At 73.0% G+C, this 23,989-nt stretch carries 24 protein-coding genes; 11 read left to right on the plus strand and 13 right to left on the minus strand.

Annotated features, from left to right (window positions below; translation table 11 throughout):
* Positions 1–4 precede the first annotated feature (4 nt).
* From ACZ4M8_RS10345 to ACZ4M8_RS10355, 3 genes are all read right to left on the minus strand, one after another.
* Positions 5–991 (minus strand): aldo/keto reductase, encoded by a 987-nt coding sequence (locus tag ACZ4M8_RS10345; protein WP_467605191.1) that lies wholly within the window; start codon positions 989–991, stop codon positions 5–7.
* Between the two features lie 172 nt (positions 992–1,163).
* Positions 1,164–2,063, minus strand: coding sequence for an aminoglycoside phosphotransferase family protein (locus ACZ4M8_RS10350; protein ID WP_467605193.1), 900 nt, complete (start codon positions 2,061–2,063; stop codon positions 1,164–1,166).
* A 317-nt stretch (positions 2,064–2,380) separates the two neighbouring features.
* On the minus strand, positions 2,381–3,073 hold the full coding sequence (locus tag ACZ4M8_RS10355; protein WP_467605195.1) for a DUF4232 domain-containing protein: 693 nt from the start codon (positions 3,071–3,073) through the stop codon (positions 2,381–2,383).
* A gap of 430 nt (positions 3,074–3,503) precedes the next feature.
* Here ACZ4M8_RS10355 and ACZ4M8_RS10360 point away from each other — a divergent pair, with 430 nt between their 5' ends.
* Positions 3,504–4,298, plus strand: coding sequence for an oxidoreductase (locus ACZ4M8_RS10360; protein ID WP_467605197.1), 795 nt, complete (start codon positions 3,504–3,506; stop codon positions 4,296–4,298).
* 58 nt (positions 4,299–4,356) lie between these two features.
* Here the strand turns inward: ACZ4M8_RS10360 and ACZ4M8_RS10365 are convergent, their stop codons facing one another.
* Together ACZ4M8_RS10365 and ACZ4M8_RS10370 are read right to left on the minus strand one after the other, a co-directional pair.
* Positions 4,357–5,292 (minus strand): LysR family transcriptional regulator, encoded by a 936-nt coding sequence (locus ACZ4M8_RS10365; RefSeq protein WP_467605200.1) that lies wholly within the window; start codon positions 5,290–5,292, stop codon positions 4,357–4,359.
* Between the two features lie 247 nt (positions 5,293–5,539).
* Positions 5,540–6,277 carry an SDR family oxidoreductase gene (locus tag ACZ4M8_RS10370; protein ID WP_467605202.1) on the minus strand — a complete coding sequence of 246 codons (738 nt, stop codon included), beginning with the start codon at positions 6,275–6,277 and terminating at the stop codon, positions 5,540–5,542.
* Positions 6,278–6,515: 238 nt separating this feature from the next.
* On the opposite strand from ACZ4M8_RS10370, the gene ACZ4M8_RS10375 reads away from it, so the two are divergent.
* The 3 genes from ACZ4M8_RS10375 (at position 6,516) to ACZ4M8_RS10385 (ending at position 8,057) form a co-directional block, all read left to right on the plus strand.
* A complete protein-coding gene (locus ACZ4M8_RS10375) occupies positions 6,516–6,917 on the plus strand; it encodes a helix-turn-helix domain-containing protein (RefSeq protein ID WP_467605204.1) in 402 nt (133 codons plus the stop codon).
* A gap of 47 nt (positions 6,918–6,964) precedes the next feature.
* Entirely contained in the window at positions 6,965–7,618 is a 654-nt protein-coding gene (locus ACZ4M8_RS10380) for a hypothetical protein (RefSeq protein WP_467605205.1), read from the plus strand.
* Positions 7,619–7,718: 100 nt separating this feature from the next.
* A complete protein-coding gene (locus ACZ4M8_RS10385; RefSeq protein WP_467605383.1) occupies positions 7,719–8,057 on the plus strand; it encodes a DUF2516 family protein in 339 nt (112 codons plus the stop codon).
* A gap of 99 nt (positions 8,058–8,156) precedes the next feature.
* Here the strand turns inward: ACZ4M8_RS10385 and ACZ4M8_RS10390 are convergent, their stop codons facing one another.
* Positions 8,157–9,542, minus strand: coding sequence for a PP2C family protein-serine/threonine phosphatase (locus ACZ4M8_RS10390; protein WP_467605207.1), 1,386 nt, complete (start codon positions 9,540–9,542; stop codon positions 8,157–8,159).
* A gap of 414 nt (positions 9,543–9,956) precedes the next feature.
* On the minus strand, positions 9,957–11,138 hold the full coding sequence (locus tag ACZ4M8_RS10395) for a C40 family peptidase (protein WP_467605209.1): 1,182 nt from the start codon (positions 11,136–11,138) through the stop codon (positions 9,957–9,959).
* 426 nt (positions 11,139–11,564) lie between these two features.
* On the opposite strand from ACZ4M8_RS10395, the gene pstS reads away from it, so the two are divergent.
* The 4 genes from pstS (at position 11,565) to pstB (ending at position 15,696) form a co-directional block, all read left to right on the plus strand.
* Positions 11,565–12,686 (plus strand): phosphate ABC transporter substrate-binding protein PstS, encoded by a 1,122-nt coding sequence (gene pstS / locus ACZ4M8_RS10400; protein ID WP_467605212.1) that lies wholly within the window; start codon positions 11,565–11,567, stop codon positions 12,684–12,686.
* 126 nt (positions 12,687–12,812) lie between these two features.
* Positions 12,813–13,802, plus strand: a complete 990-nt coding sequence (gene pstC / locus ACZ4M8_RS10405) for a phosphate ABC transporter permease subunit PstC (protein ID WP_467605214.1) — start codon at positions 12,813–12,815, stop codon at positions 13,800–13,802.
* Positions 13,803–13,810: 8 nt separating this feature from the next.
* Complete coding sequence (pstA, locus tag ACZ4M8_RS10410) at positions 13,811–14,884, plus strand: phosphate ABC transporter permease PstA (protein ID WP_467605385.1); 1,074 nt, start codon at positions 13,811–13,813, stop codon at positions 14,882–14,884.
* Positions 14,885–14,916: 32 nt separating this feature from the next.
* Positions 14,917–15,696 carry a phosphate ABC transporter ATP-binding protein PstB gene (pstB, locus tag ACZ4M8_RS10415; protein ID WP_391640967.1) on the plus strand — a complete coding sequence of 260 codons (780 nt, stop codon included), beginning with the start codon at positions 14,917–14,919 and terminating at the stop codon, positions 15,694–15,696.
* Between the two features lie 134 nt (positions 15,697–15,830).
* On the opposite strand, the gene ACZ4M8_RS10420 is transcribed toward pstB, so the two are convergent.
* Together ACZ4M8_RS10420 and ACZ4M8_RS10425 are read right to left on the minus strand one after the other, a co-directional pair.
* Complete coding sequence (locus ACZ4M8_RS10420) at positions 15,831–16,829, minus strand: inorganic phosphate transporter (protein WP_467605216.1); 999 nt, start codon at positions 16,827–16,829, stop codon at positions 15,831–15,833.
* A gap of 9 nt (positions 16,830–16,838) precedes the next feature.
* Positions 16,839–17,459 (minus strand): DUF47 domain-containing protein, encoded by a 621-nt coding sequence (locus tag ACZ4M8_RS10425; RefSeq protein ID WP_030286220.1) that lies wholly within the window; start codon positions 17,457–17,459, stop codon positions 16,839–16,841.
* 194 nt (positions 17,460–17,653) lie between these two features.
* Here ACZ4M8_RS10425 and ACZ4M8_RS10430 point away from each other — a divergent pair, with 194 nt between their 5' ends.
* On the plus strand, positions 17,654–18,055 hold the full coding sequence (locus tag ACZ4M8_RS10430) for a metal-sensitive transcriptional regulator (RefSeq protein WP_467605219.1): 402 nt from the start codon (positions 17,654–17,656) through the stop codon (positions 18,053–18,055).
* 50 nt (positions 18,056–18,105) lie between these two features.
* Here ACZ4M8_RS10430 and ACZ4M8_RS10435 read toward each other — a convergent pair whose 3' ends face one another.
* Positions 18,106–18,267: a hypothetical protein gene (locus ACZ4M8_RS10435; protein WP_467605220.1), complete on the minus strand. Its 162-nt coding sequence runs from the start codon at positions 18,265–18,267 to the stop codon at positions 18,106–18,108.
* A gap of 365 nt (positions 18,268–18,632) precedes the next feature.
* Positions 18,633–19,481, minus strand: a complete 849-nt coding sequence (locus tag ACZ4M8_RS10440; protein WP_467605222.1) for an SCO4651 family lipoprotein — start codon at positions 19,479–19,481, stop codon at positions 18,633–18,635.
* Positions 19,482–19,681: 200 nt separating this feature from the next.
* Between ACZ4M8_RS10440 and ACZ4M8_RS10445 the strand changes: the two genes are divergently transcribed.
* Both ACZ4M8_RS10445 and ACZ4M8_RS10450 read left to right on the plus strand, forming a co-directional pair.
* Entirely contained in the window at positions 19,682–19,912 is a 231-nt protein-coding gene (locus ACZ4M8_RS10445) for a hypothetical protein (RefSeq protein WP_467605224.1), read from the plus strand.
* Between the two features lie 225 nt (positions 19,913–20,137).
* Positions 20,138–21,727 (plus strand): FAD-binding oxidoreductase, encoded by a 1,590-nt coding sequence (locus tag ACZ4M8_RS10450; protein ID WP_467605225.1) that lies wholly within the window; start codon positions 20,138–20,140, stop codon positions 21,725–21,727.
* A gap of 61 nt (positions 21,728–21,788) precedes the next feature.
* Here the strand turns inward: ACZ4M8_RS10450 and ACZ4M8_RS10455 are convergent, their stop codons facing one another.
* Both ACZ4M8_RS10455 and ACZ4M8_RS10460 read right to left on the minus strand, forming a co-directional pair.
* Complete coding sequence (locus ACZ4M8_RS10455; RefSeq protein WP_467605228.1) at positions 21,789–22,598, minus strand: phosphatase PAP2 family protein; 810 nt, start codon at positions 22,596–22,598, stop codon at positions 21,789–21,791.
* A gap of 223 nt (positions 22,599–22,821) precedes the next feature.
* Positions 22,822–23,829: a C40 family peptidase gene (locus tag ACZ4M8_RS10460; protein WP_467605230.1), complete on the minus strand. Its 1,008-nt coding sequence runs from the start codon at positions 23,827–23,829 to the stop codon at positions 22,822–22,824.
* Between the last annotated feature and the right edge of the window lie 160 nt (positions 23,830–23,989).

A 23,989-nucleotide genomic window follows, 5' to 3' on the forward strand; every position in this document is an offset into this window, starting at 1 on the left:
CCCCTCACTTCCCCACCAGCTTCATGCTCCCCTCGTCGTACCGGGTGCCGGCCACCCGGTCCGCGGGTGCGGCCGCGTCGATGGCGGCCAGGTCGTCCGCGGAGAGGTCGATCCGCAGCGCGGCGAGGTTCTCCTCCAGGTAGCGCTCGCGGCGGGTGCCGGGGATCGGGACGACGTCGTCGCCGCGGTGCTGCACCCAGGCCAGCGCGAGCTGACCGGCGGTCACCCCGCGGGCGGCGGCCAGCTCCTCCAGCTTCCGGACGATCGCGAGGTTCTGCTCCAGGTTGCCGTCGGCGAAGCGAGGCTGGGTGCGCCGGAGGTCGGACGCGGCAAGGCCCTCGACGGACGCGTAACGGCCGGTCAGGAAGCCGCGTCCGAGCGGCGAGAACGCGACGAGGCCGATGCCCAGCTCCCGGCAGACCGGCGCGATCTCCCGCTCCAGGTCACGGGTCCACAGCGACCACTCGCTCTGCAGCGCGGCGATCGGATGGACCGCGTGCGCCCGGCGGACGGTCTCCGCGCCCGCCTCGGACAGCCCGAGGTGGCGCACCTTGCCCGCCGCGACCAGCTCGGCCATCGCGCCGACGGTCTCCTCGATCGGCACCTGCGGATCGACGCGGTGCTGGTAGTAGAGGTCGATGTGGTCGGTACCGAGGCGGCGCAGCGACGCGTCGCACGCCTGGCGTACGTAGGCGGCGTCACCGCGGACGACGGGTGGCTCGCCGACGCGGTTGACGAAGCCGAACTTGGTGGCGAGCACCACCTCGTCGCGGCGCTCGGCGAGGAGCCTGCCGAGCAACTCCTCGTTGTGTCCCGCCCCGTAGAAGTCGGAGGAGTCCAGCAGCGTCACCCCGAGATCGAGCGCGCGGTGCAGCGTGGCGAGCGACCGCTCGTCATCCGCGTCCCCGTAACCGTGGCTCATCCCCATGCAGCCGAGTCCCTGCGCCGAGACCTCCAGCGCGCCGAGCCTGCGCGTGGGCATCCCCGTCATGTCCGCCTCCTCCTGGTGTGGCCCGCCCCGGGGCCTTCCCAGGCCGCGGCCGTCCCCTGACGGTAGGAGTTGGAGTGCGGTCGAAGGCAACAGCGGCCGGTGGCGGGAGCCGCTTCCCGCCGGTGGCGCGCGGCGCCCCGGCCCTCGACGGCGGTACGGGCACCCCCGCCTGCTACCCCCGCGCGTCGGCGGTGATCGCCGCGAGCCGGGCGGCGCACTCGGCGGCGAACGCGGGGTAGCTGTCGCGGTAGTACGGGAGTCCGGCGGCGCCGACGGCGAGGGCCCAGGCGCGGGCGCGGTGCCACGTCGCGTCGGGGAGATCCAGCGCGGTGCGGTACGCGTGCCGGGCCTCGGGGGGCAGGTCCCAGACGGGGGCGTGTTCGGCGTCGGGCAGGCCGACGCAGAGCCCGCCGAAGTCGAGGACGGCGTGCAGGCGGCCGGCGCGGACCAGGAGGTTGGTGGGCTTGAGGTCGCCGTGCAGCCAGACCTGCGGCCCGGTCGCGTCCGGCAGGGCGCGCGCCGCCCGCCACGCCTCCGTCAGGACGTCGACGTCGATCCCGGGCACGCCCCGGCACGCCTCCAGGGACGTGACGGCCCAGTCGTCACACTCCCGCAGCCCGCCGCCGCGGTACCAGCCGAGGTCGCCGCCGCGCACCGCGCCCATCAGCTCGACGGCGTGCAACTCCCGTACGAAGGCGGCGAGATCGGTCCCGAAGGCGGCCCAGTCGCGGACGGTGGCGGGGCCGGGCAGCTCACCGTCGATCCAGCGGTGGACCGACCAGGCCAGCGGGAAGCGCGCGGTGGGCGTCCCGGCGTGGACGGGCTCGGGCACCGCCCACGACAGCCGCGGCGCCAACCGGGGCAGCCACTCCCGCTCCTTCCGCAGCGACCGGGCGGTGCCGGGGGTGCGCGGCAGCCGTACGAGCAGGTCGTCGCCGAGGCGGTGGAGGGTGTTGTCGGTGCCGTGCCCGGCGGGTGTCAGCGGCAGGTCGGCCCACTGCGGGCACTGCGCCGCCAGCAGCGACCGCACCAGCGTCCCGTCGACCGCGATCTCGTCCTCGTGGAGCGTCATGCCGGGAGTCTGACCGGCCGGGCGCCGGGGGGCCAGCGACTTTTGCCGGGCCGGGCGCAGGGGGGCGGTGGCCTTCCCGGGCGGGCGTGGGGGCCGGTGGTTTCCCGGGCGGGCGGACCGGGAGCCTGCGGCCTTCCCGGGCGGGCGCCGGGCCCCGGTAACGCGTCGGGGCCCGTGCCCGGTGCGGGCACGGGCCGTCCGGGCGCGGGGGTGCGACGTGGTCCGGTGGCGGGGCGGTCGGTGTCGGTGGTGAGGCAGCGGGTCCTGTGCGGTGGTTCCGGGGCCGGTCATCGCTCCGCAACCACCGCGCCGGGTGGTCAGCCGATGGGGTTGACGTAGGTGGCCGGGTGGGTGGCGCCGCGCTGGTCGAGGAGCGGGCCCCAGGGCCATGCGACCCGCAGCTGGGTGGTCTCGTTCGGCGGGGTGATCACCACGGAGGAGGCGAGCCAGGCGTCGCCGTCCAGACCGGTCATCGCGACATTGAGCGTGAAGTCGGTGGACTCGCCGGGGGCCAGGGTGATCCCGCTGTACTTGGCGGACGAACGGGCCAGCGACCAGGACTCGCCGCTCTCGTTGACGATGTCCACGCCGGGGAAGCCGGCGAGCTTGCAGCTGCGGTCGCCGGAGTTGGTCAGCATGATGCTGGTGGTCGTCGAGCCCTCCGCGTCCGGGTCCGGGGCCGCGTCGTCGCCGGTGGCGAAGGCCGCCTTCAGCTCGTCGGTGTGGCAGCGCTCGCCCTGGGTGGTGGCCGAGTTGGCGGCCCCCTTGCCCGCGGACCCCGCGTCGGCGCCGTCCTTCTTCGCCGCGTCCCCCTGGGGCTCGCCGTTCTCCACCGTGGTGGACTCGCCGGAGCCCGCGTTCTCCTGGGCGGCCGCGGCCGAGTCGGGCTTGCCGGCGGCCTTCGTGCCGGTGTCCCCGCCGGAGCAGGCGGTGAGGGTCAGACCGGCGGCCATGGTGAGCGCGGCAGCGGCGACGCGCAGGGTACGGCGGCGGGTGGTGAGCGAGCGCATGGCGGGTTCCCCCTGGAGTAGTCGGTGACGCGGTCTCCTCGGTACGTCGACAACTCTGCCGTGGGCCCCTGGCGCACCACTGCCACCCGGCTAACACGCGGCTAACAACGGGACAGGCGGCGGGCGTTGGCGGCGCCGCGCCGGGTCCGTACCGCGGTCGCCGGGCTCGGGGCGCCGGGCCCCTCCCGCACCGTCGCGCCCGCCCGTGCCGCCCACCGGGAGGACGCTCCCGAGCCTCCGGACTCCCCCTATAGGAATTTCCTCTACCCGCCACTGCATTTCCGTCTTTGCCCCGCCCGCTTTCCCGTACGTACCGTGAAACAGCCCGGTCCCGAAAAGCACGCGGCGTCCGCCACGCGGCGCATACCGCTTATCGCACATCAACGGGCCGGTCCCGGACGGAATTGACGTGAGTGAGGTAAACGGCGATATGAATACCACCGAGAAAGCGCCGGAGAAGCAGAGCTCCCCGGCGGAGCGGGAATTCACCGGAAAGCGGGCCCTGGTCACCGGCGGCACCCGCGGTATCGGCGCGGCCGTCGTCCGCCGCCTCCTGGAGGCGGGCGCCGAGGTGCTCACCACCGCCCGGTCGGCGGCGGGCACGGCGCCGGAGGGCGCCGCCTTCGTGGCGGCGGACATCCGGACCCGGGCCGGGGCGGAGACGGTCGCGGCGGCCGCGCGGGAGCGGTTCGGCGGGGTGGACATCCTGATACACAACGCGGGCGGGGCGCACCCGTACCCGGACTCCTCGGCCATCGGCGACGAGGGGTGGCAGGAGGCGCTGGAGCTGAACTTCCTGTCGGCGGTGCGGCTGGACGCGCTGCTCGCGCCGGGCATGCGGGAGCGGGGCACCGGGGCGATCGTGCACGTCTCCTCTGCCGCGGTCGCCACGCCGGTGGGGCAGTTCCTGCACTACACGGCGGCGAAGGCGGCGCTGGAGAACTACAGCCGCGGACTGGCCGCGGAGCTGGCGCCGCACGGGGTCCGGGTCAATACCCTCTCCCCGGGCCGGACCGCCACGCCCGGCGGCGAGGACACCCGGGAGCGGTGGGCGCGGCTGGCCGCGGCGCCCGGCGCGACCAACGCCGGCGACACCCCGCCGCTGGGCCGCGAGGGCCGCCCCGACGACCTCGCCCACGCGGCACTGTTCCTCGCCTCCGGCCGGGCGGACTGGCTGACCGGCAGCAAACTCGTCGTGGACGGCGGCGAATTCCCGCGGGGCTGACACACCACCGGAATTCCACCGCAGGCCCGCACCGGCCCCCGCATGCCGTACCCGGAATTCACCCCGCGTCCGCACCAGCACTTTCCCCGGCCGTACGGCCGGCGGACGGTGCGGAATTATTGTCCCCGCCCCATTCCTCCTTCCGCAGGAATTCCAGCAAGGCCGCCCCGGCCGGCCCCGGGCCGGAACGGAGCACGGCGATGACGGGCTGCGACACCGCAGGGAAGACCGGGCGAGTGAGGTGCTCATGCCCCCGGGGCACCGCGGAGGCGGGGACGAGCGTGGCCCCCAGACCGAGGGCGGCCCAGCGCACGGCCGTCGCCGTCTGGGAGACACGGGCGGCCGTGACCGGCTCCGGTCCGTAGCGCCGCAGGACGTCCAGCAGTACGGCGTCGAGCGCGCTGTCCCGGTCGAACCGCACCCACGGCTCGCCGGCCAGCGCGCCCAGCTCGACCCGCTCGGCGGCGAGCAGGCGGTGCCCGGCGCCCAGCACCACGACGAACTCCTCGTCGCCGAGGTGGTGGGCGTCGGCGGGGCTCCGCTCGCACGCCGCCATCAGGGCCAGATCCAGCGCGCCCCGGCGGCACAGCCGCTCCAGCTCGGCGGAGCTGGGCTCCTCCAGGACGGTGACCTCCAGACGCGGGGAGCGGCGGCGCAGCGCGCCCAGCGCCGCCGGCAACTGCCGGGCGCCGAAGCCCATCTGCGCCGCCACCGCCACCTCGCCCACCAGCTCCTCGGCACCGGCCCGCGCCGCCGCACGGGCCCGCCGCGCCGCGCCCACCGCCGCCTCGGCCTCCCGCAGGAACGCGCGGCCGGCGACGGTGGGCACCAGCCCCGCCGGCGTACGGGCGAACAGCTCCACGCCCAACTCCCGCTCCAGACCGCGGATCTGCTGGGACACCGAAGGCTGGGCGACGCGCAGCCGCCCGGCCGCCGCCGTCACCGACCCCTCCTCCGCCACGGCCAGCGCGTACTCGAACTGACGCAGACTCATGAAGCCCTCCCCTGCCGCCGGAGGCCACCGCCGCCGTTCCCGTACCGCCAGGGGCGGTAACCCGGTTGTGGCGGCGGGGATTCCCCGGAGGCGCCGGGTACGCGGGAGGGACGTGGCCGGCCCGGCGGGCGGCGACCGGTGGACGCGCGCCACCCGCGGACCTGCGCCCCTCGGCCCGTACGGCGGGACGGCCGGAAACCGCGCAGGTCAGCGCCTCGGGCCCGGCCCCCGCTCTCCCTCCTCTCCCTCACCCCTGCGCCGTCGACCGGACGACCACCTCGCCGACGTCCACCCCGTCCGGCTGCTCGATCGCGAACCCGATCGCGGACGCGACGGCCGAGGGCGGCATGGCGATCTCGTCGCGCATCCGGACCAGCTCCGCCGCCACCTCGGGGCTCGCCGCCTTGCCGACCCCCTCGGTGTGGGTGAACCCGGGCGAGACAAGAGTGACCCGCAGGTCCGGCCCGGCCTCCTGCCGCAGCCCCTCGGAGAGGACCTTGACCGCCGTCTTCGTCGCCGCGTACACGCCCTGCGGCGACTTCACGACATGCGCCGCGGTGGAGCCGACGTTGACGAAGTGCCCGGACCGCTGCCGCCGGAAGACGGGCAGCGCCGCGCCGATCCCGTTGAGCAGCCCGGTGATGTGCGTGGCGACCATCGCGTCCCAGTCGTCCTGCCGCAGCTCGTCGAAGGGCGACACCGCCATCGTCCCGGCGTTGGACACCAGCACGTCCAGGCGGCCGAACCGCTCGATCGCCGTCTCCGTCAGACGCACCAGATCCTCCCGGCGCGTCACATCGACGACGACACCCACGGCCGAACCCCCGGCCCCGGTGATCTCCGCCACCACCGCGCCGAGCCGGTCCTCGCGCCGCGCGCCCAGCACCAGCCGGGCGCCCCGCGCCGCGAGGTACGCCGCCGTCGCGGCCCCGATCCCGCTGCTCGCGCCGGTGATCGCCACCACCTTGCCCGCAATTCCCGCCATGACCCCGACTCCTCGGAAGAAGAACGCACGCGGCCCACCCCGTGACCCGCGTGCCTGCACGCGAACCTGTACCACCGCTCCCCGGACGGACGGCCCGCGAGCGACGCGGTCGGCCGCAGGTCGGGCCGCCCGGCGCCGGACCGGGGGCGAAGGCCCCTCCGCCCCGGGCCCACCCCTGAGAACACTCCCGCAAGCACCCTGCTTGCAATAGTTAGCACCAGCGGTGCACGATGGGGCCATGGCATCGCTCAACGTCGGCAATCTCGGCGCGTTCCTGCGGGAGCAGCGGCGCACGGCTCAGCTGAGCCTGCGGCAGCTCGCCGAGGCCGCGGGGGTGTCGAACCCGTATCTCAGCCAGATCGAGCGCGGACTGCGCAAACCGAGCGCGGAGATCCTCCAGCAGCTGGCCAAGGCGCTGCGGATCTCCGCCGAGACGCTGTACGTCCAGGCCGGGATCCTCGACGAGAAGCAGGGCACGGGCGGTATCGAGGTCCAGACCGCGATACGCACCGACCCCGCGCTCGACGAGAAGCAGAAACAGGTCCTGCTCCAGATCTACGACTCCTTCCGCAAGGAGAACGGCTACGGCAGCAGCGGCACGGACACCGCCCCGACCGGTGACGTTCCCGGCCACGGCTGAGCCACGGCATCCGACCTCAGTCCACCGAACGCAGGAGGAAGCACCTCATGGCCATCACCGATGACCTCCGCAAGACCCTCACCGACCCGACCCCGCTGTACGCCCTGGCCGGCACCGCCGACCTGGCGGCCGAGAAGCTCGGTGAGGTGCCGGTGCTGGTCGAGCGGATCCGCGCGGAGGCCCCCAAGCACATCGAGGCGGTGCGGGCCACGGATCCCAAGGACGTCCAGGCGCGCGTCGCCCAGCAGGCCAAGGAAGCCCAGAGCAAGCTGACCGACCTGCTCGGCTCGCTCGACACCGATCTGAAGAAGATCCGCGAGCAGGCGCAGGTCCTCGCCCTCCAGGGCGTCGGCCGGGCCGCGGAGTACGCGGTCAAGGCACGCGAGACGTACGACGGACTGGCCGAGCGGGGCCGCGGCGCGGTGCAGGGCTGGCGCGGTGACGCCGCCGACCACGTCGAGGAGCTGGCCGTGGTCATCGAGCCGGACCCGGCGCCGAAGACCGCCCCGAAGCCGGCGAAGGCCAACGGCACCGCGAACGGCACCGCCAACGGCAAGGCCACCGCCAAGCCGTCCCGGACCGGCGCCGTCCCGAAGCCGGCCGCCAAGCCCGCCACCGCCAAGGCCGACGGGGCCGCCACCGCGAAGAAGCCCGCGGCCCGCAAGCCCGCCACCCGCCGGAGCACCCCGCCGTCGAAGTGACGGTGGACATCCCCGCGGGCCGGGCACGCCTGAGGTGTCCGGCCCGTTGTCCGGGTACGGTGGGCCGCGACGGCCCGAGTTCGACAAGGTGGTGCACGGCGTGCTGGTGTACGGATTCCAGTCCCTGCTGGGCTGGGCGCAGCTGGCTCTGGGCCTCTACGCCGCGGTGATGCTGATCGACGCGGCGGTCCGCCGCGACGCCGCCTACCGCGCGGCCGACAAGCAGAACAAGGCGATGTGGCTGATCTTCCTGGCTCTCGCGACACTGCTGCTCTTCGTCATGCCGCTGATGTCGTTCCTGCCGATCATCGGCGTGATCGCGGTGATCGTCTACACCGTCGACGTCCGCCCCGCCCTCCGCCACGCCACCGGTGGCGGCCCCCGCCACGGCGGCTCCAGCTCCGACGGTCCGTACGGGCCGTACAACGGCGGACGCTGAGCGGCGGCGCGGAAGAGACGCGGGCCGCTCCCGCCCGACGGCCCCACGACGGCCCGGAACCTCACGGTCCGGGCCGTTCCCCGTCTCCCGGGGGTCCGCTCAGCCCCGGCCGCGCTCCAGCCACAGCACCGCCACGTCGTCGGTCAGCTCGCCGCCGTTGAGGTCGCGGACCTCGGTGAGGGTGGTGTCGAGCAGTTCCTCGCCGGTCAGGCCCGCGGCCATCCGGCGGGCGACCAGATCGGCCATCCCGTCCTGGCCCAGCCGCAGCCGGCCCTCCCCGACATGGCCCTCGATCAGGCCGTCGGTGTACAGCATCAGGCTCCAGGCACCGCCCAGCTCGATCTGGTGGCGCGGCCAGCGGGCGTACGGCAGCAGACCGAGCGCCGGGCCGCCGTACTCGTACGGGAGCAGCCGCGGGGCGGCGCCCGCGCGGGAGAGCAGCGGGGCCGGGTGGCCGGCGAGGCAGAGTCCGGCGCGGCGGCCGTCCGGGGAGATGTCGACGGTGCAGAGCGTCGCGAAGATCTCGTCGTCGGCCCGCTCGTGCTCCAGGACCTTCTGGAGGGTGGAGAGGAGTTCGTCGCCGCAGAGTCCGGCGAAGGTCAGCGCCCGCCAGGCGATGCGCAGCTCCACACCGAGCGCCGCCTCGTCGGGACCGTGGCCGCAGACGTCGCCGATCATCGCGTGGACGGTGCCGTCCGGGGTCCGGACGGTGTCGTAGAAGTCGCCGCCGAGCAGCGCGCGGCTGCGGCCGGGGCGGTAGCGGGCGGCGAACCGCAGGTCGGAGCCGGCGAGCAGCGGGGTCGGCAGCAGACCGCGCTCCAGGCGGGCGTTCTCCTGGGCGCGCATCCGGGACTCGGTGAGCTGGCGCTGCGCGAGATCGGCCCGTTTGCGTTCGACGGCGTAGCGCACCGCGCGGCTGAGGACGGCGCCGTCCAGTTCGTCGCGGAAGAGGTAGTCCTGCGCGCCGACGCGGACGGCCTCGGCGGCGCGTTCGGCGTCGGTCTCCGGCGTCATCACCAGGACGGCGTGGGCCGGGGCCATCCGCAGCACCGCGTGGAGCGCGCCGAGGGTGTCGTCGCCGTCCGCCGCCGGGCCGCCGGGGGCCGGGGCGAGGTCGAGGAGGATGCAGTCGACGTCGTCGGTGAGCAGCCGGGCCGCCTCGGTGAGGTTGCGGGCGGTGCGCAGCCGGACCTTACGGCCGGCCCAGTCCCACATGTCCGGGACGGTGCTGCTGGGGTCGTCGCCGATGAGGAGGACGGTCAGCCCGGGGCCGGAGCCGTTGTCGGCGGCCGTCCCGGGGCGGCGGGCACCGGGGATCGGCGGCCGGGCCTCCGCGGGGGCCGCCGGGGGAAGGTGCGCGGGCGTGGCACCGGGCCCGTCCGCCGAGCCGTCCGCCGTCCGGCGTGCGGCGGCGCAGGCGTCACCGGCCGGGGCCGCCTGCTGCGGCAGCACGGCCGTGCGCCGGTGCGGTACGGGTACGGACATGGCTCTGCTTCCTTCCCTCCCCCTGATTCGTGGTGGGCGGCCGTGCCGCCCGGCTCGCCGGGGGCCGCCCTGACGGGCGGGCGAGGCCGCCGCGCAGGCGCTCCCGAGGGTGCCGGGGCGCGCCGTCCGGCGCACCAACGTGCCCGGTCGTGCGCCGCTCGTGGGGGAGAGCGGTGCGCCACCGGGCACCGGGAGTGCGACCATAGCGCCACCGGACAGGTGTGCGGAATGACCCACCGCGTGCGACGGGCGTCATATGCCGCTGCCGATAAGCCATTTGGCCTGGAGAGAGCCGGAGAAGACGGAAAGGGAATGACGAACATCACCCCCTCGGGGCTGGAACCGATCGCAATGTGCCACGGTCCGGCGACCGTCCGATAACGACGCCGGGCCGGTCCGCCACTTCCCATTCCGTCATTTATCGGGCCGTACGACTCCGAGGATCGGCATCGAACCCGCCCCGGCGATCGTGACCTGCCGGCCCGGTCGCGGCGCGTGGACGATCGCCCCGTCACCGAGGTACATCCCGACATGGCCGGCGTCGGAGAAATAGATGATCAGGTCGCCGGGGCGCATGTCCGTGACGGCGACGCGGGGCAGCTGCCGCCACTGCTCCTGCGAGGTGCGCGGAATCGTCCGGCCACCCGCCTGCCAGGCGCGCAGGGTCAGCCCCGAGCAGTCGAAGGTGTCCGGGCCCTCGGCGCCCCACACATAATCCTTGCCGATCTGCGCGGTCGCGAAGGAAACGGCTTTCTTTCCGGCGCCGGACGCCTTGTTCCGGATCTCCTTCAGGATGCCGGTGTCGAGCCATTTCTGCTGTTCGGCACGGGCCCGGGAATCCTCCAGCTCTTTCAGCCGGGTCTTTTCCGCGGCGGCCAGCCGGGATTCGATTTTCTTCGCCTCGCCGAGCTTCTTGTTGATGTCACTCCGCGCTTTTTCCTTCTTCACGCGTGCGGCGTCGAGCCGTTCCCAGCGGACGGTCGCCGCGTGCGCGTCGTCCCGCAGCCCGGCCGTGAGACGGGCCAGTTCCCCGGCGACGTTCGAGGCGGCGCGCTGGCTCTTACGGGCCAAGGTGACGTTGTCGAGGTACCCCTCGGGGTCCGCGCTCAGCATCAGCCGCGCCTCCTCCGGCACACCCCCCGCGCGGTACTGGGCGCTGGCCAGCACCCCCGCCTGCCGCTTGAGCGCGTCCCGCCGCCGCTGCGCGGCGTCGATCCGACGGGCCAGCCCGACGATTCTGTGCTGCTCGTCCTCGACCCGCTCCTGCGCGGCGTTGTACGCGTCGGTGGCGCGCTCCGCGGCGCGGTAGAGCGCCTCGATCCGGCGGTGGACACCGGCCAGCCGGTCCGCGCCGGAGTCCGCGTCCCCCGCCTCCGGACCCTTCGTACCGGGCCCGTCCGCCTCCGCCGCCTTCACCTGGCGGTCCACCCCGCGCCCGTCCGGCCCGTCGGCCGCCCGTACCGCCGACGCGGACGCCGCCGGGCCCACCGGGGCGAGCAGCCCCGTCGCGCAGAGCACCGCGAGGGCGCGGGCGACGGTCCGGGCCCGCCGTGCCCGGCGGCCGGACGCGGCGGCGCCGGGCACAGATCCGGCCACGGGGGCCGCACCTCCGTTTGCCGGGCCGCCGTCCCGTACGTCCCCCGGATCCCTCATGTCCGCTCCACCCCGTACGGCGTCCGCCGTCCCCTGAGTCCCCACCCGTCACCTCCGGTCGGTGCGCACCGATTCGTGGCGCCTTCGCTGGCGCGGATCGTGCCATACCGATCGGTAAGTCAACAGAGGACGGCGCGATTCCCCGTTTTCCGGTACCCGATGCACGGCCGGATCGGACTCCCTGAGCTGACGGGTGAGGTTCACCGTGCGTTCACTCTTCCCCATCGGTCGCTTCATTTGATCTGCCTAATTTCGGCCGTACCGAGTGCGCGTCAGCACCGCGAACGAAGCGGAACGGGCTGGCTCCGCACACTCCTGACACACCTCGCACGCCGACGAAGCGGCGCGCCCCAGGAAGGACTCTCGACAGTGAAGCTTCAGCGCAAGAACCGGGTTCGCGCCCTCGCGGTGGGCGCTCTCGCCGTCACCGGTGCCCTGGCCCTGTCGGCGTGCGGCTCCGACGACACCAGCGCCTCCGGTGGCGCGGGAGGTGCCAAGGCCGCCGACATCGCGTGTGAGGGCAAGGGCAAGCTGCGCGCCTCCGGCTCCTCGGCGCAGAAGAACGCCATGGACGTCTGGGTGCAGAACTACGCCGGCGCCTGCAAGGACACCGAGATCAACTACCAGCCGACCGGCTCCGGCGCGGGTATCACCACCTTCCTCCAGGGCCAGACCGCGTTCGCCGGTTCCGACTCGGCCCTCAAGCCCGAGGAGGTCGCCAAGTCGGAGAAGATCTGCAAGGGCGGCAAGGCGATCAACCTGCCGATGGTCGGCGGCCCGATCGCCGTCGGCTACAACGTGCCCGGCGTGGACGACCTCGTCCTCGACGCGCCCACCCTCGCCAAGATCTTCGACTCGGAGATCACCAACTGGAACGACACCGCGATCAAGAAGCTGAACCCGGGCGCCAAGCTCCCGGACCTCAAGATCCAGGCGTTCCACCGCTCCGACGACTCGGGCACCACCGACAACTTCACCAAGTACCTCAAGGGCGCCGCCCCCGACGCCTGGAAGCACGAGCCCGCGAAGACCTGGGACGGCAAGGGCGGCCAGGCGGCCTCCGGCTCCGCCGGCGTCTCCTCGCAGGTCAAGCAGACCAACGGTGCGATCTCCTACTTCGAGCTGTCCTACGCGACCGCCGGGAAGATCCCCACCGTCAAGATCGCCACCGGCGCCAAGGCCCCGGTCGAGGCCACCGTCGACAACGCCTCCAAGGCGATCGCCGAGGCCAAGCAGGTCGGCAAGGGCGACGACCTCGCCCTGGAGCTGAACTACGCCACCAAGGCCGAGGGCGCCTACCCGATCACCCTGGTGACGTACGAGATCGCCTGCGACAAGGGCAACAAGGCCGAGACCCTGCCGGCCACCAAGTCCTTCCTCACCTACATCGCCAGTGAGGACGGCCAGAACGCCCTGAAGGAGCTGGGCTACGCCCCGCTGCCCACCGAGATCGCCGACAAGGTCCGCAAGACCGTCGCCGCCCTCGCCTGATCCACCGGGCGGCGGCCCGACCCCGCCGTACGGCCCGGGTCACCCCCGCCGTACGGCCCCCGGGCCGCCGCCCGTCCGGTGCACCGCCGCGCCAGGAGCCCCCGGGCTCCGCAGACCGGAGAAACCATGACCCCCTCAGCAACCGCGACACCAGACGCCGCGCCCCCGCCGGCCCCGGCCGCAGCCTCCCCTGTCTCGGGTAAGGCCCAGCGCCCCGGCGACCGGATCTTCCTCGGACTCTCCCGCGGATCCGGTATCGCCCTCCTGGTGATCATGGCGGCCATCGCCGCCTTCCTCACCTACCGGTCCGTGCTCGCCATCTCCGGCGACCACGCCAACTTCTTCACCACGCTCGACTGGAACGCCACCGGCACCGAGCCGAAGTTCGGCATCGCGGTCCTGGCGTTCGGCACCGTCGTCAGCGCCCTCATCGCGATGATCATCGCGGTCCCGGTCGCCGTCGGCATCGCCCTCTTCATCTCGCACTACGCCCCCCGCAAGCTGGCCTCCCCGCTCGGCTACGTCATCGACCTGCTCGCCGCGGTGCCCAGCATCATCTACGGCCTGTGGGGCGCGCTCTTCCTCGTCCCGCACCTCGGCGGGCTCTACAGCTGGCTCGACGACTACCTCGGCTGGACCGGCGTCTTCAGCTACGGCGGCGGCGCCGCCCGCTCGCTGTTCACCGTCGGCATCCTGCTGGCGATCATGATCCTGCCGATCGTCACCAGCGTCAGCCGTGAGGTCTTCCTCCAGGCGCCGAAGATGCACGAGGAGGCGGCCCTGGCGCTCGGCGCCACCCGCTGGGAGGTCATCCGGATGTCGGTCCTCCCCTTCGGCCGCTCCGGCATCATCAGCGCCTCCATGCTCGGCCTGGGCCGTGCGCTCGGCGAGACGATGGCCGTCGCCACCGTCCTCTCCCCCAACTTCCTCATCGGCAAGAGCCTGCTCGAACCGGGCGGCGGCACCTTCGCGCAGAACATCGCCGCGAAGTTCAGCGAGGCCGACACCTTCGGCCAGGACGCCCTGATCGCCTCGGGCCTCGTCCTCTTCGTGATCACCCTGCTCGTCAACGGCGCGGCCCGCCTGATCATCGCCCGGCGCAAGGAGTACTCGTGAGCGACGTCATGACGGAACCGCAGGCCCTCGCCGAACGGCCCGGCGCCGCGTCCGGTCTCTCCCTCAAGCAGGCCCGGCTCCCCCGCTGGACCCCGGCGGCCCTCGCCCTGGCCTCGGCCGTGATCGGCTGCGGCATCGGCCTCGGCGCCGGTCTGGACAGCCGCGTCCAGTGGGGTCTGATCGCCGCGCTGGTCTTCGTCGCCGGCACGTTCGCCCTGTCCGCCGCCGTCGAAGGCGCCCGGCAGGCCAAGGACCGCCTCGCCACCGGCCTCGTCTGGATGGCCTTCCTCCTCGCCGTCATCCCGCTGGCCTCCCTGCTGTGGGAGACGGTGGCCCGCGGCAGCAAGGTCCTCGACGGCTACTTCCTGTCCCACTCGATGGGCACCCTGCCGGACGCGCTGCCCGGCGGCGGCATCTACCACGCGATCATCGGCACCCTGGAGCAGGTGGGCCTGGCCACCCTGATAGCCGCGCCGCTCGGCCTGTTCACCGCGATCTACCTGGTCGAATACGGCCGCGGCCGGCTCGCCAAGGCCGTCACCTTCTTCGTCGACGTGATGACCGGCATCCCGTCCATCGTCGCGGGCCTGTTCATCCTCTCCGTCTGGATCCTGATCCTCGGCTTCGGCCCGTCCGGTTTCGCCGGGTCGATGGCGCTGGCGATCCTGATGGTCCCGGTCGTCGTCCGCTCCACCGAGGAGATGCTCAAGCTCGTCCCGAACGAGCTGCGCGAGGCGTCCCTGGCCCTGGGCGTGCCGAAGTGGCGCACCATCTTGAAGGTCGTCCTGCCGACGTCGATCGGCGGTATCACCACCGGCGTGATGCTGGCCGTCGCCCGGATCACCGGCGAGACCGCCCCGGTCATGCTGCTGGTGTGGGGCGCGAAGACGATCAACAACAACCCGTTCCAGGACGCCCAGCAGTCCCTGCCGCTCTACGTCTTCCAGCAGTGGCAGCAGGGCTCCGACGCGTCGTACGACCGCGCCTGGGCCGCGGCCCTCGTCCTCATCGCCTTCGTGATGATCCTCAACCTGGTGGCCCGCGGCATCGCCCGCTGGAAGGCCCCCAAAACCGGCCGCTGACCGCAAGCGCAACGAAAGAAGCAGTGATCCCCATGGCCAAGCGAATCGATGTCAGCGGCCTCTCCGCCTTCTACGGCAGCCACAAGGCCATCGACGACATCTCCATGAGCGTCGAGCCCCGCTCGGTGACCGCCTTCATCGGCCCCTCCGGCTGCGGCAAGTCCACGTTCCTGCGCACCTTGAACCGTATGCACGAGGTCACCCCCGGCGGCCGCGTCGAGGGCAAGGTGCTCCTGGACGACGAGGACCTCTACGGCCCCGGTGTCGACCCGGTCGCGGTCCGCCGCACCGTCGGCATGGTCTTCCAGCGGCCCAACCCGTTCCCCACCATGTCGATCTTCGACAACGTCGCGGCCGGTCTGCGGCTCAACGGCACGGTCAAGAAGAAGTCCGAGCTGTCCGACATCGTGGAGAAGTCCCTCAAGGGCGCCAACCTCTGGAACGAGGTCAAGGACCGCCTGAACAAGCCCGGCTCCGGCCTCTCCGGCGGTCAGCAGCAGCGTCTGTGCATCGCCCGCGCCATCGCCGTCGAACCGCAGGTCCTGCTGATGGACGAGCCCTGCTCGGCGCTGGACCCGATCTCCACGCTCGCCGTCGAGGACCTCATCGGCGAGCTGAAGGAGCGCTTCACGATCGTCATCGTGACGCACAACATGCAGCAGGCGGCGCGCGTCTCGGACCGTACGGCGTTCTTCAACCTCTCGGCGGTCGGACAGCCCGGCACCCTCGTCGAGATCGACGACACCGAGCGGATCTTCTCCAACCCGTCCGTCCAGGCCACCGAGGACTACATCTCCGGCCGCTTCGGCTGAGCCGCCCGGCGGCCCCACCCGCGTCCTGCGGTGCTGCATGGCGGTGCCACCGCACGACGAAGGGCCCGCCCCTCCACAACCGAGGGGCGGGCCCTTTCCTTCCGTCCCGTACGGGAACGCCGTACGGGGCCGGATCAGCCGAAGGCCAGCTGGACCACCCAGTAGGCGAGCGCGGCGACGATCGCCGCCGCCGGCATCGTGATGAACCAGCCCATCACGATGTTCTTGGCCACCCCCCAGCGGACCGCGCGCGAACCCTTGGTCGAGCCCACACCCATGATCGCGGAGGTGATGACGTGCGTGGTGGAGATCGGCGCGTGGAACATGAACGACGCGGTGTACATCACCGACGCCGCCGTGGTCTCCGCGGCGAAGCCCTGCGGCGGGTCCAGCTCGATGATCCGCCGCCCCAGCGTCCGCATGATCCGCCAGCCACCCGCGTACGTACCGAGCGACAGGGTGATCGCGCAGACCAGCTTCACCCACACCGGAATGGCGTCGTCGGCGTTCTGCACATCGGCGATGACCAGCGCCATCACCACGATGCCCATGGTCTTCTGCGCGTCCTGGAGACCGTGGCCGAGCGCCATGCCCGCCGCCGACACCGTCTGCGCTATACGGAAACCGCGCTTGGCACGGTGCGGATTGGCCCCGCGGAACAGCCACAGGATGACGACCATCACCAGGTAACCGAGCACCAGCCCGATCACCGGCGAGATGAACATCGGCAGCACGACCTTCTCGATCACCCCGCCCCAGATCACCTGGGTGCCCCCCGCGAGCGCCGCGCCGACCATGCCGCCGAAGAGCGCGTGGGAGGAGGACGAGGGCAGACCGAAGTACCAGGTGACGAGGTTCCAGACCACCGCGCCGATCAGCGCGGCGAACAGGATGCCCATCCCCTTGCTGCCCTCGGGCGTGGAGATCAGCCCCTCACTGACCGTCTTGGCGACCCCGCTGCCCAGAAAGGCACCGGCGAGGTTCATCACGGCGGCCATCGCCAGCGCCGCCCGGGGCGTCAGCGCCCGGGTCGACACCGAGGTGGCGATGGCGTTCGCCGAGTCGTGGAAGCCGTTGGTATACGTGAAACCGAGCGCGACCGCGATGGTCACGACGAGCGCGAAGGTGTCCATGGCCGGGGCTCAGGACTCCTTGACCGCGATGGTCTCGACGGTGTTGGCCACGTGCTCGAAGGCGTCGGCCGCCTCTTCGAGGATGTCCACGATCTGCTTGAGCTTCAGCACCTCGATGGCGTCGTACTTGCCGTTGAAGAGGTGCGCGAGCAGCTTGCGGTGGATCTGGTCGGCCTGGTTCTCCAGCCGGTTGACCTCGATCCAGTACTCGGTGAGGTTCGACATCGTCCGGAGGTTCGGCATCGCCTCGGCGGTCAGCTCCGCCGCCCGCGCCAGCACCTCGATCTGCTGCTCGACGCCCTTCGGCAGCTCCTCCACCTTGTAGAGGACGACGAGATCGACGGCCTCCTCCATGAAGTCCATGATGTCGTCGAGTGACGAGGCGAGGTTGTAGATGTCCTCGCGGTCGAAGGGCGTGATGAACGAGGAGTTGAGCTGGTGGAAGATCGCGTGGGTCGCGTCGTCCCCTGCGTGCTCCGCCGCCCGCATCCGCTCGGCGATCTCGGCCCGCGCGGAGGTGTCCGCCCCGAGCATTTCCATCAGGAGCTTCGAGCCGGTGACGATGTTGTCCGCGGACGCGGCGAACATGTCGTAGAAGCTCGTCTCCCTGGGGGTCAGACGAAAGCGCACGTGAAATCCTCGGGGTGCATCGGTTTCGGTCGAGTTGATGCTAGGCGCATCATCCAGCCACTGCTTACCAGCATTCCTTCAGTGTCGCCCATCGGGCAGCATGCTCTGCACGGGGTACCGCCGGTACCCGGAAAATTCGGTACCATATACCCACCAGGGGTATATGGATCGACGGGATACCACGGGAGACGGCCATGACGACCACGGACGCCGGCACGGACGGCACCACCACAGCCGCCCCGGCCACCCCCGCCCCCGAGCCGAAAACCGCCCCCCAGGGCGACCCGAACGCCGTCACCGACCACGACCGCGGCATCCACGGCTACGCCCACCAGAAGGACGCCCACCTCAAGCGGCTGCGCCGCATCGAGGGCCAGATCCGCGGCCTCCAGCGGATGCTGGAGGAGGACGTCTACTGCATCGACATACTCACGCAGGTCTCGGCGAGCACGAAGGGCCTGCAGTCCTTCGGGCTCCAGCTCCTGGAGGAACACCTGCGCCACTGCGTCGCCGACGCCGCGGTGCACGGCCCCGAGGCCATCGACGCCAAGGTCCAGGAAGCCACCAAGGCGATCGAGCGGATGCTGCGCACCTGACCGGCGCGGCGGCCACCGGCCCGCGCCGGACCCGCCGGGCGGCTCCGCAGCTACGCGCTCCGCTGCCCGCCGACGTCCAGCAGTTCATCGATACGGTCCGCGCTCAGCCGCTCCTCGCTCGCGGCGGCCGCGGCGATCATCAGCTCGCCGATCAGCTCGATCTCCACGAGGGCCACGCGGTCCTGAACCGTCGCATCGCAGGTCACGGTCACGGACGACACCTTCCTTCGCGCGCCTCCCCCTCCGGGGCGTCACCCCGCCCAGCGTAGGGACGCCATCCGGCCGCGCCCATGGCACGGAAGGACCATTTCCGCCACCCCGCCCGGGTTACGGCCCCCACCCTCCAACCGCCCCGCAGACGGCCGAAAACCGACGCCCGGAACCCGGCTTTCCGGGCCGGAGACCTGCTCCGGACCCCAGGTCTGCTCGTCCGGCCCGGCCGGACCCCGCCCGGTCCGAGGGCCTTGTCCGGCCCGGCAGGTCCCTGCTGACACCCGCCCCGCCCGGGACGGGCATCCCCTCCGTCCGCCGCACCGCACCGTCCCGACCGCCCCGGGACGTACGGCCCCGCCCCGCCTCACTCCCCCGCGGCCGCGACCCGCCCCGAGTAGATGGCCTCCTTCGGCGGCAGGGCCACCTCCGGTTTGCGGCCGAAGTCGGTGAGCCGGGTCGTCGAGGTCACCGCCGCGCCGCGGGGCGAGCCGTTGGCGAAGCGGTAGTGCTGGCTGACCTGGCGGAGCCGTCCGGCGTCGTCCAGATACGCGTCGAACGGGACCCGCCGGGTGGTGAACCCTTTTTCCGCCGCCGTCAGCACCGGGCGGGTTCGGGCCGACGCCGCGCCCGCGGCCGTCGCGATGTCCGCCGTCCCGCTGTAGTGCCGCACCGCGACGCCGTCGAGCCGCGCCCGGCCCCGGTACGTCACCTCCCGCGCGCCCCGCAGCAGTTCGGCCGCGGCCAGCGGATCGGTGGCCCCGCCGGTGACGAGATTGCCGTCCGCGAGGCCCGTCGCATCGATCCGCACCCATTTGTCCGCGGGCACCCCGGCCCCGCGGTTCTTCATGTACAGCGCGCCCGGCACCAGGATCTCGGTGACCGGCGGGCGCGGCCCGCGCCTGTCCCCCGCCGCGTCCGGGAGCGTCAGCCGCAGCCGGCCCCTGCCGCGCCGGAAGTCGTAGTCGCCGCTGCCCCGGATCGCGACCCGGGTGCCGCCGCTGACCGTCTCCATCGTCGAGGTGACCCGCGCCCCGCCCGCCCGCAGCAGCGCGTCCGCGGTGGTCCGCACCGCCCGCCCGGCCTCCGGGGAGTCCGCGCCCGGCAGTCCGTCCGTGGACGCGCCGCCGGCCGAACACCCCGCCGTCAGCAGCCCCGCCGCACACACCAGCGCCGCGACGACCGCGCCCGTCTCCCGCCTGACCTGCGCCACCATCGCGTACGAGCCCCTTCGGCCGTATTCCTGGGCGGGCCCGGGACGGCCGGTACCGGAGACCGCCGATCGGGCGCTCCGCTCACCGGCGGTCCGCGCCGGGCGGCCCGTTCCGGATGGCCGGTTTCCCACCGACCGCCCCGTTCAACGACCGTTTCCGGGGCCCGTCACGCCATGCCACCCGGGGCGCGTAGCGTGGCGGGGTGACCGATCGTGCCCCGCACCCCCACGCCCCGGGCCCCTCCGCCCCCGGCCCGGCACCCGCCCCCGACACCGCCCCCGCCGACGGCACCGAGCACCGCACCGCCACCTCCGAACGCGGCTCCTTCATCTCCGCCCGCTGCTCCTGCGGCTGGCGCGGCGCCGCCCGCCGCGCCCGCTCCCAGGCCCGTACGGACGCCGAACGCCATCTGGCCGCCGCGCGGCCGGAATGATCCCCCGTCCGGGAACCGCCAACTGCCCTGCCGCATCTGGGTAGGGAGAGAACGACGGCACCGGGCACGGCCGTCGCGCCGCCCGGACCGGTCTCCGGGCCCCCGCGCGCCGCCACCGGGCACGCCCCACGGCGACGCCCGGCGCCCCGGTGCCGCGCCCCTCGGCCACCGGCCGGACCCGTGGCCGTACGGGGACGCCGGACCACAACGAGGGGATATTTTCCGATGAAGCGCCGCACACTCCTGCAAACCGGTGGCGGTATCGCGGCCACCTCGGTCGTCTGGGCCACCGGCTGCAGCCCGGACGGCGCGGCCCCCGGCTCCCCCTCCGTCCCGGACGGCGGCACGCTCACCGCCACCGCCACCGGCTCCGACGCGAAACCGGCCGCCACCAAGGCCAATTGGAGCGCCCTCGGCAAGGACCTCGACGGCACCCTCATCCGCCCCTCGGACGCCTCCTACGCCACCGCGGGCCGCCTCTACAACACCCGCTTCGACTCCTTGAAGCCCTCAGCGGTCGCCTACGTCGCCCACCCCGCGGACATCGCCACCTGCCTGTCCTTCGCGCGCCGCTACCGCGCCCCCGTCGCCATCCGCAGCGGCGGCCACTCCTACGCCGGCTACTCCAGTGGCAACGGCAAACTCGTCATCGACGTCTCGAAGCTCGACACCGTCGGCGCGCCCTCGGGCGGCGAGGTGGCGATCGGCGCGGGCGCCAGACTCATCGACGTCTACACCGGCCTCGGCGCTCACGGCGTCACCCTGCCCGGCGGCTCCTGCCCGACCGTCGCGATATCCGGTCTCACCCTCGGCGGCGGACACGGCGTCACCTCCCGGGCGTACGGCCTGACCTGCGACTCCCTCATCGGCGCAACGGTCGTCACGGCCGACGGGAAGACCGTCGAGTGCGACGCCTCGCACCACTCCGACCTCTTCTGGGCGCTGCGCGGCGCCGGCAACGGCAACTTCGGCGTCGTCACCGAACTCCGCTTCCGTACGCACCCGGCGCCCCGCTCGGTGATGGCGTACATGACGTGGCCGTGGGCGAAGGCGGCGCGGGTGCTGGGGTCCTGGCAGAAGTGGGGCCCCTCGCAGGCGGACGAGATATGGTCCGCCTGCCATCTGGACGCCCGCCCCGGCGGCACCCCTTCCGTCTCCGTCGCGGCGTTCTCCATGGGCGGCTACCGCGACCTCCAGAACGCCGTCGACCAGCTCGCCGACCAGCCCGGCGGTCCGGGCCCCGCGGCCACCGTGCGGCTCACCCCCATCGACCACCTGGACGCGATGGAGGCGTACGCGGGCTGCTCCTCCAAGACGACGGCGCAGTGCCACGCGCCGGGCGCGCTGCCCGGCCGGACCGGACCGGGCCAGCTGGGCCGCGAGACGTACGCGGCGCGCTCACACTTCTACGACCGGCCGCTGTCCGCGTCGGGCATCCAGACGGCCCTGTCCCAGATCGAGAGCGGCGGCCACAAGGGGGTGACCGGCAATGTCGCGTTCACCGCGCTGGGCGGCGCGATCAACCGCGTCGGCGCCACCGACACCGCCTTCGTCCACCGCTCCTCGCGCTTCCTCGCGCAGTACCTGGCGTCCTGGCCGGCCGGCGGCTCGTCCGCGGGCCGTACCGCCTGGCTGAACACCTTCCACGACGCGATGCGCCGCCACTCCTCGGGCGCCGCCTACCAGAACTACACCGACCCGTCCCTGACCGACTGGAAGTCCGCCTACTACGGCCCCGCCGCCACCCGCCTCGACCAGGTCAAGCGGACGTACGACCCGCAGCGGCTCTTCAGCACGTTCCCGCAGGCGCTGTAGGGGTACGGGGTCGGGGCACCGGGCCGCGGCGGCCCGTGAGGGGCGGGTGTCCGCCCGTCCCTCACGCCGCCAGATCGCGCTCCGACCGCTCACCGCCGGACGCCCCGGCGCGCACCGCCGGCCCGCCGGGCGCGCCGCCCTCCGCCCGGTCCCCGTCCTCCGGTGCGTACCGCTCGCCGTAGGTCTCCGCGAACGCCTGCGCGTACGCCGCCTCGACCGCCGCTTCGGCGTCCGGCGCCGCCACCGTCTCGGGGACCCCGGGCGCCCGGACCAGCCGGCCCGCACGGGACCGGCCCAGCCGGGTCATCAGCGGCACCAGCAGCGCCTGCGCGAGCGGGGCGAGCAGCAGCACCACGGCCGTACCCAGCGCGAACCCGCCGATGACGTCCGTCGGGTAGTGCAGGCCCAGGTAGATCCGGCAGAAGCCCTCGAACAGCGCCAGCCCGATGCCGATCAGACCGTACGAGCGGCGGACGAGGAAGAGCCCGACGCCGACCGCCATGGCGAGCGTCGCGTGGTCGCTGACGAACGAGAAGTCGGTCTTCCCGGGGACGAGGACCGCCAGCGTGGTGTGGTCGTGGGACGGGCGGGGGCGGCCGACGATGCTCCGGATCGGGATGTTGGCGAGCAGCGCGAGACCGGCGGCGAGCGGCGCCCACACCAGCCCGGCGACGGCGGCGGGCGCCCCGGCGCGCCGCCGCACGGACCACCAGGCGAGCACGCACAGCACGGCGAGGACGGCGAGGACGCCGTATTCGCCGAGATACTCCATGGTGTGGTTGACCCACCGCGGAGCATCCTTCGCGAGGCCGTTGACGGCGCCGAGCACGTCGGCGTCCGGGTCCGGCCCCTCAAGTGCGAGTCCAGCCATCTGCTGTGACTCCTTATCTTCCGCGCGCGCGAGCGCCGTGTGTGTGCTGCCGGCCCCCGTGGTCGTTCTGTTCCGCCGTGCCGCCACGGCGGGCGCGCCCTCGCGTCCGGTCCGCCCGACGCCAGGAGAACGCGCTCGTCATCGCGGTCGTTCCGCTCTCCACCCGATGATCACCAGCTCGTTGTCCCAGCGTGACGTGTACCGGGCGGCAGGCGCCTCATGTTCACGCGGCGTTCGCACGCGGCAGCGCTTTCGCGCCATCGGAGGTGACGCGGGTGGCGCCGATGTAGTCCGGCACGTCGATCTTGTCGAACCGGATCAGCGCGCCGGTGTGCGGGGCGTTGACCATGTACCCGCCGCCGACGTAGATCCCGACGTGGTGGATGGACCGCGGGTCCGTCAGATCGTTGGCGAAGAAGACCAGGTCACCGGGGAGCAGCTCATCGCGCTTGGGGTGCGGACCGGCGTTCCACTGGTCGTTGGCCACCCGCGGCAGATCGATGCCGACCGAGCGGTACGCGGCCTGCGTCAGCCCGGAGCAGTCGAACCGGCCGTTCTGCGCGGCGGTGCCCGTACCGCCCCAGAGATACGGCGTGCCGAGCTTCTCCTGCGCGTAGTAGATGGCGGCCGCCGCCTGCTTGGACGGCGCGACGGGCGCGGACGGCGCCTCGAAGCTCTTGGCGAGCGTGGTGATCGTCTTGACGTAGTTCTGCGTCTCGCCGTAGGGCGGAACACCGCTGTACTGGATGACGCGGTAGGCGCCCGCGTTGTACGCGGCGAGCATGTTGTGGGTGGCGTCGCCCGGCGCGTCCTTCACGTACTTCGCCAGCTCACAGTCGTACGACGCCGCCGACGCGATGGCGTCCGCCGGGTCCCACACGTCCCTCTTGCCGTCACCGTTGCCGTCGATGCCGTGGGTGGCCCAGGTGCCGGGGATGAACTGCGCCATGCCCTGCGCGGCGGCGGGGCTCTGGGCCCGCGGGTTCCAACCGCTCTCCTGGTAGAGCTGCGCGGCCAGCAGCGACGGACTGATCGCCGGGCAGAGCTGCCCCCACTTCTGCACCAGCGACTGGTACTCGGCGGGCACCGCGCCCTTGGCCAGCCCGAGCGCCCGCCCGCCGGCCGCCCCGACCAGCCCTGCGGCCGCCGTGTACGTGCCGATCACGAGCAGCGCGACGAGACAGAGCATCAGCCCCGCCCCGATACCACCTGCAATCCAGAGTTTCCGCACGCCCCAACCCTCCCCCATCCGGGCTCACTTCGCCGCCGATTCCCCGCCACCCCTGGAAGTTCCCACCGCACGGCGGCGCACACCTCGGCGCAGGGGGCGCTCACCGGGGAGCGGCGTACGGGCCAGAGGCTACCGGGCGCGCCGGACACCGGCCCCGCCC

Source organism: Streptomyces sp. NPDC027185 (assembly GCF_055567035.1).